A 14,333-nucleotide genomic window follows, 5' to 3' on the forward strand; every position below is an offset into this window, starting at 1 on the left:
TTTTCATTAGTCAAACTTAAGCTTCTCTATCTTTAAAATCTACTAATATTGGTTAGTTGTATAATTAAATGCAACAGATAAAAAAATAGAAACCATAGTGAAAATCATGTATGATATAGGTGTCAAATCAACATCATACAAGGAGGATTTTCACTATGGTTCATAATAATTGTACCACAAAAAAGCGTTCTTTTAAACACTTAAGTAGCTATGAACGAGGAGAAATCTATGCATTACTCAAGGAAGGAAGGAGTATTCGGTATATTGCTAAAAAACTTAATCGATCTCCAAGTACCATAAGCCGTGAAATTAAACGTGGAACTACTACACAACTTAGAAGTGATTTGTCTTCTTATACAAGCTATTTCCCTGAAACTGGTCAGGCTGTCTACGAAAAAAATCGTTCAAATTGTGGAGCTAAATTTAAAGCAGCTAAAGCAGAAGATTTTTTGAAATATGCTGAAAATAAAATATTACATGAAAAATGGTCGCCGGATGCAGTTGTAGGTTATTGTAAGAAGGACCCAAGCTGGAATAATAAAACCATTGTTTGTACTAAAACACTCTACAACTATATAGATAGAGGATTATTAAAAAGTTAAAAACATTGATTTACCTTTAAAACTACGTTTAAAACCAAGGAAGAAGCAAAACCGTAAAAATAAACGTATTATGGGTAAAAGTATTGATTTTAGGCCTAAAGAAGTTGAAAGCCGTGAAGTTTTTGGACATTGGGAAATAGATACGTTAATTGGCAAGAAGTCTAATGACAAGGTCCTTTTGACATTAACAGAGCGTAAGACTCGCCATGAAATAATATTTCTTTTAGATGCAAAAGACAGCAAATCTGTTAAAGATGCACTATCAAAATTAAAAGATATATTTGGTGATAATTTAAACAAAGTATTTAAAACCATAACATCTGATAATGGTACAGAGTTTAGTGATTTAGAAAGTACTCTTTTAGAATATGGGGTAGAAGTATATTATACACATCCATATTCATCTTGGGAAAGAGCTACGAATGAACGACATAATGGTCTTATACGACGTTTTATCCCTAAAGGAAAAAGTATTAAAGATTTATCTATAGATACGATAAAGAGAGTAGAAAATTGGCTTAATAACCTTCCACGAAAATTGTTAAATTATAAAACACCTAAAGAATGCTTTTATGAGGAACTGGCAAAAATCTGTTAAGCCCATCTCTTATAAAGTATAGAGCTCGCTCGTGATTTGTCAAGGGGCAGGCTTCGCCTGACTTAAACCCTTGACAAATCACGACCTTCGCTCAATTTGTTAACTAAGATGGGCTTAAGGTTATATATGATTTGTCCCAAATCCTATATCTACATGATTTTCATTAAGTGTTGCATTTAATATTGCAATTTATAATCTACTAATATTACATCCGTTCCAATCTTTTTTATAGATTCCCACAGCAAGTATATTTCTATATCTTTATTAAAAAACCTAAAAAAACTTGTTTCTTTCGGTATAACAATTCCCTCTACTCTTCCTTCTTCAAGGTTTACTTCAATGTCAATTATATTCCCTAATTTTTCTCCTGTATTTATATCTATAACATCTTTATCTCTTAACTCTGAAGCTTTAATCATCCTCATTTCCCCCTTTTGTCCTTTTCATAAAATTATATGAAAAAATCTAGCTTATCATTCCTGATAAGCTAGATGTATTTCCTCATGTGATTTAAAGCCGCTTTTTCTAATCTTGAAACTTGTGCTTGAGATATTCCTATCTCTTTTGCTACCTCCATCTGGGTTTTCCCTTCAAAAAATCTCATCGTCAATATCATTTTTTCCCTTTCGCTTAGTTTTTGTATTGCTTCTTTTAATGCAATTTTCTCTAGCCACACTTCATCCATATTTTTGTCATCGCTGACTTGGTCCATCACATAAATTGCATCTCCACCATCATGATATATAGGTTCAAACAAAGAAACCGGTTCTTGAATAGCATCAAGAGCCATTACCACTTCCTCTCTTGGAAGGTCCAGCTCTTTAGCTATTTCGCCTACTGTCGGCTCTTTGGAATTTTCCGATACTAATTTGTCCCTTACCTGTAATGCTTTATAGGCTATATCTCTTAAAGAGCGGCTCACCCTTATAGGAGTATTATCTCTTAAGTATCTTCTTATTTCTCCAATTATCATTGGAACAGCATAAGTAGAAAATTTTACATTTTGATTTAAGTCAAAATTGTCAATAGCTTTTATAAGCCCTATACATCCTACTTGAAACAAATCGTCTACGTACTCTCCGCGATTATTAAACCGTTGAATAACGCTTAGTACCAATCGCAAATTCCCATTTATAAATTCTTCTCTCGCTTTTTTGTCTCCATTTTTCATCCGCTGCAGTAGCTCTTTTTGCTTGGAAGGTTTTAAAACAGGTAACTTAGAAGTATTGACACCGCAAATTTCAACTTTGTTATTCATAAATCCTGCCCCCACATGTTTAGCTTATTAACAGTATTGCCGGCAGGATAAAAAAATATACAGAAACGCTTAAACTAGTCTATTCATTTCTTTTTTTAATCTTTTTAAAATCTTTTTTTCTAAGCGAGAAATATAGGACTGTGAAATTCCCAACATATCTGCCACTTCTTTTTGAGTCTTTTCTACTCCACCCTCTAATCCAAATCTAAGTCCTATTATCTTTTTTTCTCTATCTGGTAATTTCTTTAATGCAGAAGTCAATAATTCCTTTTCTACTTCATCTTCGATATATTTATAAACTGTTTCGTTATCAGTGCCTAAAATATCTGAAAGCAAAAGTTCATTTCCATCCCAATCTACATTTAAAGGTTCATCAAAAGAAACCTCTAATTTAGTTTTGCTATTCCTTCTTAAATACATTAATATCTCATTCTCAATGCATCGAGAAGCATAAGTAGCTAATTTTATTTTTTTCTTAGGATTGAAAGTATTAATAGCTTTTATAAGTCCAATCGTGCCAATAGATATTAAATCTTCGATTCCTACTCCTGTGTTTTCAAATTTTTTTGCTATATATACTACCAACCTTAAATTTCTTTCAATAAGTACCGTTTTTGCTTCATTATCTCCTTTTTCCATTTTTGAAATTAAATATATTTCTTCTTCTACAGAAAGAGGTGGAGGTAATGCTTCACTTCCTCCAATATAAAATATGCCTTCAGATAAATCTAAAAAATCAAGGATTTTTTTCCACAACAATAGCATTTCTATTTTTACTTTTGTTTTTAGTTGCACTTCCAACACCCCCATTATACTAAAATTTCTGGTGCTAACAACGCCGCATAATTACCATATTTATCTATTTGGCTTTTGTATACTCCTACTATTACATTCCTTACCTCTTTTTCACCTACCACTAATTTATCTGGCTTAAATCCTAACATTATTCCTTTAGACTGTCCTACTGATATAAAGGGTATTAACCTTATCCTTGATAACCATCTTTCCTCTTTCAAAACTTCAAAAATTTTGTTAAAATCTATCATCTCTTCATTTAATAAAATTTCCATATTATCAGGAAGTATATTTTTCATAGCCAAAAACTCTACTACCACAACAGGCGATTTAGTTAAAGGGTCGTATAATCTATTTCCAGTATCTAACAATCCTTTTATCTCTATTTGTTTCTGAAAAATTTCTATTTTTATGCTGTATAACATTTTTTCCTCTTTTGATTTTCTCACTATATAATCCCAATTAGTATAGAAAAGTAAAATAGCTATCAATATTCCAATCCATAAACTGTGTAAATTAAATTTTGCCGTATACAAAACTGCAAAAATTGTCCCACCTATCGCAAAAGAAATTAGATAAAAAACTGCTAAAATTCTCAAAAATTCTTTTAATGTTTTTGGAGTAAATGCCATATATATTATTAAGAGAGATAAAATAATTTTTGCGAAAACTTCGTGAATCATCTTATAAGGTAACAAAAAAATATTAGGACATAACACGCTCCCAATAATGCACCTAAAAAAAGCTTAATAGGTTTGCTGCCCTTTTTAGAAAATTTTCGTGTAAGGGATAAAATAAGATAGTTAATAATTAAATTTTCGAAAAAAATTACGTCTAAATACATTCATACCATCCCCGGGGACACTTTTAATCCTTATACAATGTATATTCCCATTTGCTTATTTTATTCATATTATAAAATAAAAATCTCAAATTTATTGTAATATTTTGGAATAAAAATAAGGTTGTTTTTGTAGAATTTTTGCATAAAAAAATCTGCAAAGAAACCTTTGCAGATTTATCGTCTCCCTCTTCTTAAAAAAGTAGGTATATCTAAATCATCACTCTCTATAACATTTTCTAATTTTACTTCAGGCTCCCTAGTGTCTTTTTTCTTTGCTGTATCCTTAGATTTTTCATTTCTTTCAAATCCTGTAGCTATAACAGTAATCCTTATTTGGTCCTCTAATGCCTCGTCTATTACTGCACCAAATATAATATTTGCATCAGGGTCTGCAGCTTCATAGATAAAATTAGCCGCTTCATTAACTTCAAATATGGTTAAATTTGGACCTCCTGCAATATTAAGTAATATTCCTCTTGAGCCTTCAATTGAAGTCTCTAATAATGGACTATGGATTGCTTGTTTCGCTGCCTCAGTCGCTTTATTCTCCCCAGAAGCTATACCTATTCCCATATGTGCAAGTCCTGTATTTGTCATAATAGTTTTAACATCAGCAAAATCCACATTTACAAGTCCAGGGACTGCGATAAGGTCGGATATACCTTGAACACCCTGTCTTAAAACATCATCTGCTAATTTAAAAGCATCAATCATTGAAGTCTTTTTTTCAACAACTTGCAATAATCTATCATTAGGAATAGTAATAAGAGCATCTACATGTTTTTTAAGTTCTTCAATGCCCATTTCTGCATGGGCCATCCTTTTTCTCCCTTCAAAGGTAAAAGGCTTGGTAACTACTCCTACAGTCAAAATTCCTAATTCTTTTGCTATTTCCGCCACAACAGGAGCAGCTCCTGTTCCTGTGCCTCCTCCCATGCCAGAAGTGATAAATATCATATCAGCACCTTTTATGACTCGTTCTATTTCTTCTCTAGATTCTTCAGCAGCTTTTTTCCCAATTTCAGGGTTTGCTCCTGCTCCTAACCCTTTTGTTAATTTTTCACCAATTTGTATCTTTGTTTCAGCTTTTGATAAATAAAGAGCCTGCTTGTCTGTATTAATTGCAATAAACTCAACACCGCGAAGGCCAGCATCAATCATTCGATTTACAGCATTTCCGCCTCCACCACCAACTCCTATTACTTTAATAGCAGCAAATTGTTCCATATCAGTTTCTATACCTATCACAAAAAACCCTCCTCTTTACGCCCAAAAATCGCTAAATATTTCTTTGAGTTTATCAACTAATTTAGAACTCTTTTTCTCTTTTTTATCAGTCGGTTGGACATTATGCATAAACCTCTTATTGTTATATACATATTTTACCACTCCTACCCCTGCCGAGTAAATAGGAGTTGCTACTCCGATATTTTGCGGAGAACCAATGCGAATGTTTCTATTAAAAATTTTTTGTGCCAACTCTATATTTCCCTTTAAAAAGGAAATGCCTCCACCTGTTATGACTACATTTGTAACAATGTCTTCCAGAACTTTTGCTTCTTCCAATCTCTCATACACAAGCATTAAAAGTTCAGAAACCCTCGCTTCTATTATATCAGATATTTCATTTACATCTGTAGCTGATTTGCTTTTACCTGCTAAACTAGCAATTTTAATTGGTTCCAGCTTTTCAGGGGATAATTTTTCTAAAGTTCCATATTTCTTCTTTATATTTTCGGCTTCTTCAAAAGAAATCTTTAACCCTATAGATAAATCGTTTGTGATATGCCATCCACCGACTGCTATCATAGATGAATAAATAAGGCTGCCATACTTGAAAACAGAAATATCAGTCACTCCTGCACCCACATCAATTAATGCAACCCCCAACTCTTTTTCATCTTTTAAAAGTACTGCTTCTCCTGTAGCTAAAGGGCCTACAATTATTCCCTCTACCTCTAACCCTGCTTTTTTAACGCACTTTTCCATATTTTGAATAGCGGTAACACTACCTGTTACTATAGCGGCATTTACCTCTAACCTTATACCCGCCATTCCAACAGGGTCTTTTATTTCCCCATACCCATCCACAATATATTCTAATGGTATAACATCGATAATTTCTTTATCAGAAGGAATAGCAATGATTTTAGCAGCTTGTAAAACTCTATCCACATCTTGTTTTGTTATTTCTCTATCTTCTCTCGATACTGCTACTACTCCATTGTTTTTATATATAGTCGTCAACCCTCCATATATTTTCAAATACACAGAGGATATTTTTTGGTTGGCCATTCTTTCCGCTTGCTCTACAGACTTTTTTATAGAATAGGCAGTTTCATCTATATCTACAATAACCCCTTTTTTAACCCCATAGCACGGATAATAGCCAATCCCAACAATATGCAGTTCTCCATTTTTATCCCCTTCTCCAATAATTGTACATACTTTAGATGTGCCAATGTCTAAACCAACTATTAAATCACCCATTATCAAATCCTCCTTCAGGAGACTGCTATCTTTTTCGCATCTTGTCTATCAGATATCTCCTTATATATGCAAAATTGACAAATAGCCTGCTTCCAAATACAAAAATTGCCGCAAGATAAATAGGAACTCCTAACACATCTCCAATATAAGCAAGGCCTCCTGCCAATATCGCATTGCCAAAAAAGCCAGTTATAAAAATAAGATTATCAAACTTCTCTTCAAGACTAGCTCTAATACCACCAAAAACTGAATCCAACGCTGCAAGAATAGCAACAGATAAATAAGAAACATAAGTGCTGGGGATATTAATTGGCAAAATAAAACCTATCACTATTCCTATTAATAAACTAACTATTATAATATAAGCCATTACTTGTTCTCTCCTTCAACTAAAGGTTTTGCATATCTGAACTTTATCACTCCGTCATATTTTTTAATCAATATATTGTCCGATTTTTTGATATTTACCTCTATTCCCCAAGTAGCTAAAGTATCTACTACTCCACCCTTTAGCTTAAGAGCAGCCTCTAATGTATCAGGGTCTCCAATAGCCTTTATGACATACGGCGCAGAAAAACGCACAGAATTTACATTTACTGTAGGGCCAACGCACCTAATTTCTGAAGTAGCAATTAATCTTTGGTCATTTAAAGATATGGCCTCCGCTCCTGCCGCTCTTAGCTCATTTACAACTCGCAATAAGTCCTCATCGTGGACCAGAAATAAATTAGGGTCTTGTCCTGGGGGAACGGCTTGTTTGCTATCATTTATAGTTACAATTACTCCTGGACCTTGAAGGTCAGTCAGTCCTGCTAATTCTTTATATTTTTCTACATCATTTTTCAAAGTATGAGTAATTACGCTATTCTTGGACGCAGAATCTTCGTAAGCATTTATTTTTGCTTCTAAATCATTAATCTGTTTTAGAAGAGCATCCTTTTCTGACTGCAGTTCCTTTAATTGAGCTGCCAATTCTTCTGCTCTCTGCACAGTAACTACGCCGCTTTTTTTTACTATTTTAAATTGAGTAGAAAGCATTATTCCTAATACTATTGAAACTAAAGCTACGGAAATATATACACTTTTTTTCATAAGTACCCCCATCCTCTATGGCATAAATACTGGATTGCTGTCTCCAATAATTTGAATTGTACCTTTATGATACCCTTTTTCAACCAAATCTTTTAATATTAATTCGGCAAATTTGAAAGAATAATTAATATCAGAAGGATTGTCAAAAGATATATCTATGCCATTTTTTGTAACTAATATAATTTGTCTTTCATTCATATATTTTATAACAGAACAAAAATCAGTACCTTCTATGAGTTCTAAAAGCGTTCCCAAATAACTTTTTTCAAAAATATCATTCAACTTTTTGCCAATTTGATATTTCTCAACTTTTATTCCTTCTATAACAGGAAGTTCAGGGTTATAATCGTCCTTTTTTATTACCACTCCTTCTTTATCTATCATTAAATAGTCTTTTTGATATTTGACTTGTGCAACTATTTGTCTTTCTTTTATAAATATTTCTACAGTATCAGGATATTGAATTTTTACTTTGCTTTCTTTTATATAGGGGTTAGCAAGTAAATTACTTTCTATTTTTTTAGGAGTAACTTTAAAAATATTCATTCCATAATCTATCATAGCCAACTCTTTAATATCATTATAAGATAAAATTTGATTACCTACAACTTTTATAGTTTTAATCTCAAAATAATTTGATTGAAACATAAAAAGGTAAAGCAAAACTATAAATACTAGCATCACAAACATAAATATTAAAAACCGCTTCTTAAAAGCCCTTTTAACCATTAAACCATCCCCTGCTTGTACTTTTCTTTCGCATATGTAAAACAGCATGACGCTGTTTTACATTATTCTTACAATATCCCCTCCCACACTTTTTAAAGCCTTTTCGATTGATTCATATCCTCTATCAATGTGTTCTGCTTCTTCTACTATTGTAGCACCTTCTGCCCCCAAACCTGCAATAATCAAAGCAGCTCCTCCCCTTAAATCTCTTGCTACTACTTTTGCACCCATTAGCTTCTCAACACCACGTATTACCGCTACTCTTCCATCCACTTTTATATCTGCTCCCATTCGTATTAGTTCTTCTGTGTATTTAAATCTATTATCAAATATTGTCTCCGTAACAATAGATGTCCCATCTGCTACAGATAAAACCGAAACCATCTGAGGCTGCAAATCTGTGGGAAAGCCAGGGTATGGCAAGGTAACAATCATATCTACTGCTTTGGGGCGCTTATCGCCTATAATTTTTATATAATCATTTCCAGCATGTATTTCGCATCCCGTCTCTCTCAATTTTGACAGCAATGGTTCTAAATGTTCTTTTAAAGCATTTACTACTGTTAATTCTCCTCGTGTCATCGCCGCAGCACAAAGATAAGTACCTGCAACAATTCTGTCTGGAATTATGGTGTATTCCGCATCATGCAATCTTTTTACTCCTTCTATGATAATCGTGTTAGTACCAGCTCCTGATATTTTCGCTCCCATAGAGTTTAAGAAATTCTGCAAGTCTTCTATTTCCGGTTCTTTTGCCGCATTTCTAATGATGGTAATACCTTCTGCAAAAACTCCCGCCAACATAATATTTTCTGTAGCTCCTACACTAGGAAGGTCTAAGTGAATTTCATTTCCTCTTATCTTCCCACCTTCACATTTAATATATCCATAAGACTCTTCAATTTTAACTCCTAATCTTCTCAAACCCTTAAGATGTAAATCTATAGGTCTGTGTCCTATATCACAACCTCCTGGAAAACTCATCAAAGCTTTTTTGTTTCTTGATATTAAAGCCCCCATCAAAAATATAGATGACCTCATGGTTCTCATTAAGCTATCAGGTATTTCACTATCTTTTACATCCCTTGCATCTACAATAATATCTCTGCCTTTAAAAGTTATCTTACACCCTAAATGTTCTAAAATTTCTATCATTGAATAAACATCTTTTAATTTTGGACAATCATGTATTACAGAAATCCCTTCATTTAAAATTGATGCTGCAAGGATGGGTAAAACAGAATTTTTAGCGCCATTTACCTTTAACTCACCATACAGCCTGTTCCCTCCATTAATTTTAAATTTCCCCATCTTATCACCCCTAAATTTAATACAGCTTACACCATATACTATGCATAAATAAGATGGGGTGTTACATAAGGTATTAAGTTATGCTTTTTATAAGCTTGTATATCTTCTCCGCAGCATCAATTTTAGAAATTTTTCGGGCATTATCTCTCATTTTTGAAAGTACTTGAGGATTATCTAAAAGATATTTAATTTTTTTGTATAATTTCTCTGCTGTCAAATCCTTTTCTAATATAACATAAGAAGCTCCGGCTTTTTCTAATACCCGGGCGTTATATTCTTGGTGATTGTTAGCAACATAAGGAGAAGGAATCAAGATTGAAGCAACACCTTTTGCAGTAATTTCTGCCAAAGTAATAGCACCAGCCCTACAGATTATAATGTCTGCAGCAGCATATACATCCTGCATATTGTGACAATAAGGAATTATTTTAACTGTTTCATCTATGTTTATAGTTTCAGTTTTAACTTTTTCCAACACTTTTTCATATTGATTAGCTCCTGTAATTATTAAAACTTGCAGGTTTTTATCCTTTTGCTTTAAAAATTCTACCATTGTAAAATTTATTTTTTCTGCTCCTCTACTTCCCCCTACTGATACTATTAAAGGTTTATCAGAATAAAAACCCAAATTTTTTAAACCTTCCTCTTTAGTAACTTTTAGCAATTCTCTTCTAATTGGATTACCTGTTACCACAACTTTTCCTTTATTTTTAAAATATTTAACTGATTCTTCAAAACTTACCGCTACTACCTTCACAAATCGTGATAGTACCTTATTTGTAAGGCCTGGAAAAGCATTTTGTTCATGAATCAAAGTAGGTATCCCTTTTAAAGCTGCCATCATTAAAACAGGACCACCAACATATCCCCCTGTTCCAATTACTACATCTGGTTTAAATTCTTTTAAAATATCATTTGCTTCCTTAAGCCCCACCATTGCTTTATAAATAGTTTTTAATGTATCCAATGATAATTTCCTTTTAAATCCTTGCACAGTAATTGTCTTTAATTCAAAACCTTCTCTTGGTACCAATTCATTCTCTAAACCTTTTTTTGTACCTACAAATAAAATTTGAGCATCTTTTTCATTTTTTAATATTTCCTTAGCAATGGCTATGGCAGGATAAATATGTCCTCCAGTACCTCCACCAGCAAACAAATATTTCAATTATCATCAACTCCTATCTAAATTTGCAGATCGTGAAATATTTAATAGTATTCCTACTCCTGCCATCATAATAACAGTAGAAGTACCTCCATAACTTATAAAAGGAAGAGACACCCCTGTAGGTGGCATAGAAGAAGTTACAACCGCAACATTTATAAGTGTTTGAACTCCTATAAGACTTGTAATTCCTGTAGCTAAAAGACATCCAAACATATCTGGAGCTTTTGCTGCCACTCTCAAACCTCGCAAAATAAGGTATAAAAACATCAAAAGTATAGTGACTGTACCAACAAGTCCTAATTCTTCTCCAATTATGGAAAATATAAAATCATTGTAAGGCATAGGCAGATACATAAGTTTTTGCCTGCTTCCTCCGAGTCCAACTCCAAATAGTCCTCCCGAGCCTAATGCATAAAGGGATTGTACGATTTGATATCCAGATTTTTGAATATCCTGCCACGGATTTAAAAATGTAAATACCCTTTCCCGTATATACTTAAAAGATGAAAAAACAACGATAGCTGCCCCAATTCCTGCTCCAAATAAAGCTCCCATAAAAGATAATTTAGCACCTGCTACAAAGAGAATTATTACAGCCACAATAAATATAATACCAGCTGTACTAAAATTAGGCTGTAACATTATAAGGCCAAAAAACAACCCTGCCAATCCTAAGACAGGCATAACTCCCTTTTTGAAACTCTTTGCATAATCGGGATGTTTGTCAAAATATTTTGCCAAGTATATAATAAGAGCATATTTTGCCAATTCAGAAGGCTGGATTGTAAAGCTTCCAACTCCTATCCATCTGGTCGCATTATACCTTTCAACTCCTATTCCAGGAATCAAGACTGCAATAAGCAATCCAATCGAAATAATAAGTAAAGGACCAGCTAACTTTTTTAAAATAGTGTAATCAAAATTCATCATAAAAACCATAGCAAAAAAGCCCAATATTACCCATAACAATTGCCTTTTTAAAAAATAATAGGCATCATTATACATATACTCAGCACTGGCAGAACTAGCACTAAAGACCATAATTACACCAATGGAGACTAGTATTAAAACTGTGAGTAAAATGCCATAATCCACAGGGTACTTTTTTTTCATTATTTTACCTCCTCAACTCTGCTACTGCCTTTTTAAAGATTCTTCCCCTCTCTTCAAAATTCCTAAACATATCCCAACTGGCACAAGCTGGTGATAAAAGTACACTATCTCCCTCTTTCGCACTTTCATAAGCTTTTTTAACAGCTTCTTCTAAAGTACCAGCAAAAAGTATGTCATCCTCAGGATAAGAATACTTCCTTGCAGTATCTCTGATTTTTTTTGCAGTTTGCCCTATCAAAATCAATTTCTTTACTTTCCCATTAAAGGCTTTTACAAACTCATCAAATTCACTACCTTTATCATAACCACCAGCAATTAAAACTATAGGGGTTTTTAAGGCCTGTATTGCTTTAATTGAAGCGTCTGGGTTAGTCCCTTTAGAATCGTTATAAAATTTTACACCATTTATTTCATCAACAAACTCAATCCTATGTTCTACACCTTTAAAAGTCTTTAAAGTATTTGCAATAACATTTGCACTAATCCCTGAAAGATATGCTACTGAAGAAGCAGCCAATGCATTCTCTAAATTATGTTCTCCAGGAATATAAATTTCCTCTATGTCAATAATTTTTTTAGCATTTCCATTAACACTTATATAAATACTGCCATCTTTTACATATGCCCCATTTTCTAATGAACTTTTTCTACTAAAAGGAAAAACTCTGCATTTAGCCTTGTTTTTTAGACTCCACGTAACAGGGTCATCGAAATTTAGAACAGTATATTCATCGCCTCGTTGATTTTCAAAAATTCTTCCTTTTATATCTCTATAACTTTCAAAAGTCTTATGCCTGTTTAAATGATCAGGGGTAATATTTATTATACAGCTTATTTTAGGTTTAAACTCTTTTATAGTTTCTAATTGAAAGCTGCTAATCTCTGCTACTATGAAATCCCCTTCTGTCGCTTCCATGACAGCATAAATAAGTGGATAACCTATATTCCCAGCAACATATACCTTTCTCCCTGCATTTTTAAACATTTCGCCTAATAAAGAAGTAGTAGTTGTTTTGCCATTTGTACCTGTAATTGCATAAATAGGAGCTTTAGAAAATCTATATGCAAACTCCACTTCTCCCAATACTTCAATTTTCTTTTCTTGTGCTGTTTTTACTATATCCGAATCAATAGGAACACCTGGACTTAAAACGACCAAATCTATGCCTTCTAAAAATTCCTTTTTGAATTTACCAAACCTAAAATCTATGGACAAACTTTTAATTTCTTCTAAATTTTCTTTTAATACATCATATTCTTTTCCATCATAAGCTATTACTTTCGCTTTCAAGCTGTCCAACACTTTACACAAAGCTATTCCGCTAACTCCTAAACCTGCCACAAAAATTTTTTTACCCTTTAGCTCCATAATTTGCACTCCTTAGCTTAAACTATAAAAAGATATAAACATAGCAATTAGAGTAACAATCCAAAAAGCGTAGACTACATTTTGTTCTTGCCAACCTGACAATTCAAAATGATGGTGTAAAGGACTCATTTTAAAAACCCTTTTACCAAACAATCTAAAAGACAATACCTGAATAATCACTGAAAGAGCTTCAGCCACATAAATAATGCCTAATAAGGGCAAAATCAAGGGCAATTTAGTCAAAACCGCGGCAGTAGCTATAGCTCCTCCAATAGCTAAGGAACCAGTATCTCCCATAAAAACCTCTGCAGGATGACGATTATACCTCAAAAATCCTAACAATCCTCCTGTCAAAGCAGCGCTAAAAGCTCCATAAGTTATATTATTTAAAAATAAAGCTGTCATAGTGAAAAAAGCCATAACAATAAAAGATACACCTGCTGCTAATCCATCAAGCCCATCTGTCAAGTTTACGCTATTTACTGTTCCAACTATTACAAAAACCATAAAAGGAATATAAAAATTGCCAAGGTCAATAGAAGTTTTTAAAAAAGGAAAAATCACTTCTGTTCCTACATATTTTTGAGCAAAATATGAAATGATTATCGCAAGTAAAAACTGTCCAATAAGTTTTTCTCTCGCTCTCAAACCTAAAGGTCTTTTAAAATAAACCTTTAGAAAATCATCTGCAAATCCTATTAAACCATATCCCAAAAAACCTAATAACAAAATAGCTAAATATTTGTTCCAATGAGAAAAAATTAAAGTAGAAATAACTGTGGCTGTAATAAACATTATTCCCCCCATTGTAGGGGTTCCAGATTTTTTTAAATGGCTTTTAGGCCCATCTTCCCTTACTTTTTGCCCAAATTTTAATTTTCTAAGATAAGGTATAAAAAGAGGACCAGACACCAAGCTTAGCACAAAAGCAACAACTGTAGCCAAAATTATCTTTTGCAACATT

The 14,333-nt window shown here is 33.0% G+C and carries 13 protein-coding genes and 2 pseudogenes; 1 reads left to right on the plus strand and 14 read right to left on the minus strand.

Going from position 1 to position 14,333, the window contains the following annotated elements; translation table 11 throughout:
- Window positions 1-155: 155 nt before the first annotated feature.
- Window positions 156-1,200, plus strand: a pseudogene (locus tag THEWI_RS07925) (IS30 family transposase).
- A gap of 176 nt (window positions 1,201-1,376) precedes the next feature.
- On the opposite strand, the gene THEWI_RS07930 reads toward THEWI_RS07925, so the two are convergent.
- The 14 genes and pseudogenes from THEWI_RS07930 to mraY all read right to left on the minus strand — a co-directional run bounded on the left by THEWI_RS07930 (window position 1,377) and on the right by mraY (window position 14,332).
- Entirely contained in the window at window positions 1,377-1,619 is a 243-nt protein-coding gene (locus THEWI_RS07930) for a YlmC/YmxH family sporulation protein (protein WP_014063044.1), read from the minus strand.
- A 68-nt stretch (window positions 1,620-1,687) separates the two neighbouring features.
- Window positions 1,688-2,458, minus strand: a complete 771-nt coding sequence (sigG, locus tag THEWI_RS07935) for an RNA polymerase sporulation sigma factor SigG (protein WP_004402381.1) — start codon at window positions 2,456-2,458, stop codon at window positions 1,688-1,690.
- 69 nt (window positions 2,459-2,527) lie between these two features.
- Window positions 2,528-3,253 (minus strand): RNA polymerase sporulation sigma factor SigE, encoded by a 726-nt coding sequence (gene sigE, locus THEWI_RS07940; protein ID WP_003871580.1) that lies wholly within the window; start codon window positions 3,251-3,253, stop codon window positions 2,528-2,530.
- Window positions 3,254-3,267: 14 nt separating this feature from the next.
- Window positions 3,268-4,097, minus strand: a pseudogene (gene spoIIGA / locus THEWI_RS07945) (sigma-E processing peptidase SpoIIGA).
- A 174-nt stretch (window positions 4,098-4,271) separates the two neighbouring features.
- Window positions 4,272-5,345 carry a cell division protein FtsZ gene (gene ftsZ, locus THEWI_RS07950; RefSeq protein WP_014063046.1) on the minus strand — a complete coding sequence of 358 codons (1,074 nt, stop codon included), beginning with the start codon at window positions 5,343-5,345 and terminating at the stop codon, window positions 4,272-4,274.
- 15 nt (window positions 5,346-5,360) lie between these two features.
- Window positions 5,361-6,587 carry a cell division protein FtsA gene (gene ftsA / locus THEWI_RS07955; RefSeq protein WP_004402384.1) on the minus strand — a complete coding sequence of 409 codons (1,227 nt, stop codon included), beginning with the start codon at window positions 6,585-6,587 and terminating at the stop codon, window positions 5,361-5,363.
- 25 nt (window positions 6,588-6,612) lie between these two features.
- The gene (locus THEWI_RS07960; RefSeq protein ID WP_003871210.1) at window positions 6,613-6,957 is read right to left on the minus strand and encodes a small basic family protein; all 345 of its coding nucleotides are present in this window, start codon (window positions 6,955-6,957) and stop codon (window positions 6,613-6,615) included.
- A complete protein-coding gene (locus THEWI_RS07965) occupies window positions 6,957-7,679 on the minus strand; it encodes a DUF881 domain-containing protein (RefSeq protein ID WP_014063047.1) in 723 nt (240 codons plus the stop codon). The genes THEWI_RS07960 and THEWI_RS07965 overlap by 1 nt, the downstream gene beginning before the upstream one ends.
- 15 nt (window positions 7,680-7,694) lie before the next feature.
- A complete protein-coding gene (locus THEWI_RS07970; protein ID WP_004402386.1) occupies window positions 7,695-8,408 on the minus strand; it encodes a cell division protein FtsQ/DivIB in 714 nt (237 codons plus the stop codon).
- Between the two features lie 57 nt (window positions 8,409-8,465).
- Window positions 8,466-9,719: a UDP-N-acetylglucosamine 1-carboxyvinyltransferase gene (gene murA, locus THEWI_RS07975; protein ID WP_004402387.1), complete on the minus strand. Its 1,254-nt coding sequence runs from the start codon at window positions 9,717-9,719 to the stop codon at window positions 8,466-8,468.
- Window positions 9,720-9,792: 73 nt separating this feature from the next.
- Window positions 9,793-10,887 carry an undecaprenyldiphospho-muramoylpentapeptide beta-N-acetylglucosaminyltransferase gene (gene murG, locus THEWI_RS07980; RefSeq protein ID WP_014063048.1) on the minus strand — a complete coding sequence of 365 codons (1,095 nt, stop codon included), beginning with the start codon at window positions 10,885-10,887 and terminating at the stop codon, window positions 9,793-9,795.
- Between the two features lie 6 nt (window positions 10,888-10,893).
- Window positions 10,894-12,000 (minus strand): stage V sporulation protein E, encoded by a 1,107-nt coding sequence (gene spoVE / locus THEWI_RS07985; protein ID WP_014063049.1) that lies wholly within the window; start codon window positions 11,998-12,000, stop codon window positions 10,894-10,896.
- Window positions 12,001-12,004: 4 nt separating this feature from the next.
- Window positions 12,005-13,369, minus strand: a complete 1,365-nt coding sequence (gene murD, locus THEWI_RS07990; protein ID WP_014063050.1) for a UDP-N-acetylmuramoyl-L-alanine--D-glutamate ligase — start codon at window positions 13,367-13,369, stop codon at window positions 12,005-12,007.
- 12 nt (window positions 13,370-13,381) lie between these two features.
- A complete protein-coding gene (gene mraY / locus THEWI_RS07995; protein WP_003871203.1) occupies window positions 13,382-14,332 on the minus strand; it encodes a phospho-N-acetylmuramoyl-pentapeptide-transferase in 951 nt (316 codons plus the stop codon).
- Window position 14,333 lies beyond the last annotated feature (1 nt).

It is taken from the genome of Thermoanaerobacter wiegelii Rt8.B1 (assembly GCF_000147695.2).
GTDB lineage: Bacteria > Bacillota > Thermoanaerobacteria > Thermoanaerobacterales > Thermoanaerobacteraceae > Thermoanaerobacter > Thermoanaerobacter ethanolicus.

What these genes read in the sequence shown, in the direction of transcription:
- THEWI_RS07930 (WP_014063044.1), bottom strand. Translation starts at nt 1,619, where the DNA reads ATGATTAAAGCTTCAGAGTTAAGAGATAAAGATGTTATAGATATAAAT.
- sigG (WP_004402381.1), bottom strand. Translation starts at nt 2,458, where the DNA reads ATGAATAACAAAGTTGAAATTTGCGGTGTCAATACTTCTAAGTTACCT.
- ftsA (WP_004402384.1), bottom strand. Translation starts at nt 6,587, where the DNA reads ATGGGTGATTTAATAGTTGGTTTAGACATTGGCACATCTAAAGTATGT.
- THEWI_RS07960 (WP_003871210.1), bottom strand. Translation starts at nt 6,957, where the DNA reads ATGGCTTATATTATAATAGTTAGTTTATTAATAGGAATAGTGATAGGT.
- THEWI_RS07965 (WP_014063047.1), bottom strand. Translation starts at nt 7,679, where the DNA reads ATGAAAAAAAGTGTATATATTTCCGTAGCTTTAGTTTCAATAGTATTA.
- THEWI_RS07970 (WP_004402386.1), bottom strand. Translation starts at nt 8,408, where the DNA reads ATGGTTAAAAGGGCTTTTAAGAAGCGGTTTTTAATATTTATGTTTGTG.
- murA (WP_004402387.1), bottom strand. Translation starts at nt 9,719, where the DNA reads ATGGGGAAATTTAAAATTAATGGAGGGAACAGGCTGTATGGTGAGTTA.
- spoVE (WP_014063049.1), bottom strand. Translation starts at nt 12,000, where the DNA reads ATGAAAAAAAAGTACCCTGTGGATTATGGCATTTTACTCACAGTTTTA.
- murD (WP_014063050.1), bottom strand. Translation starts at nt 13,369, where the DNA reads ATGGAGCTAAAGGGTAAAAAAATTTTTGTGGCAGGTTTAGGAGTTAGC.
- mraY (WP_003871203.1), bottom strand. Translation starts at nt 14,332, where the DNA reads ATGTTGCAAAAGATAATTTTGGCTACAGTTGTTGCTTTTGTGCTAAGC.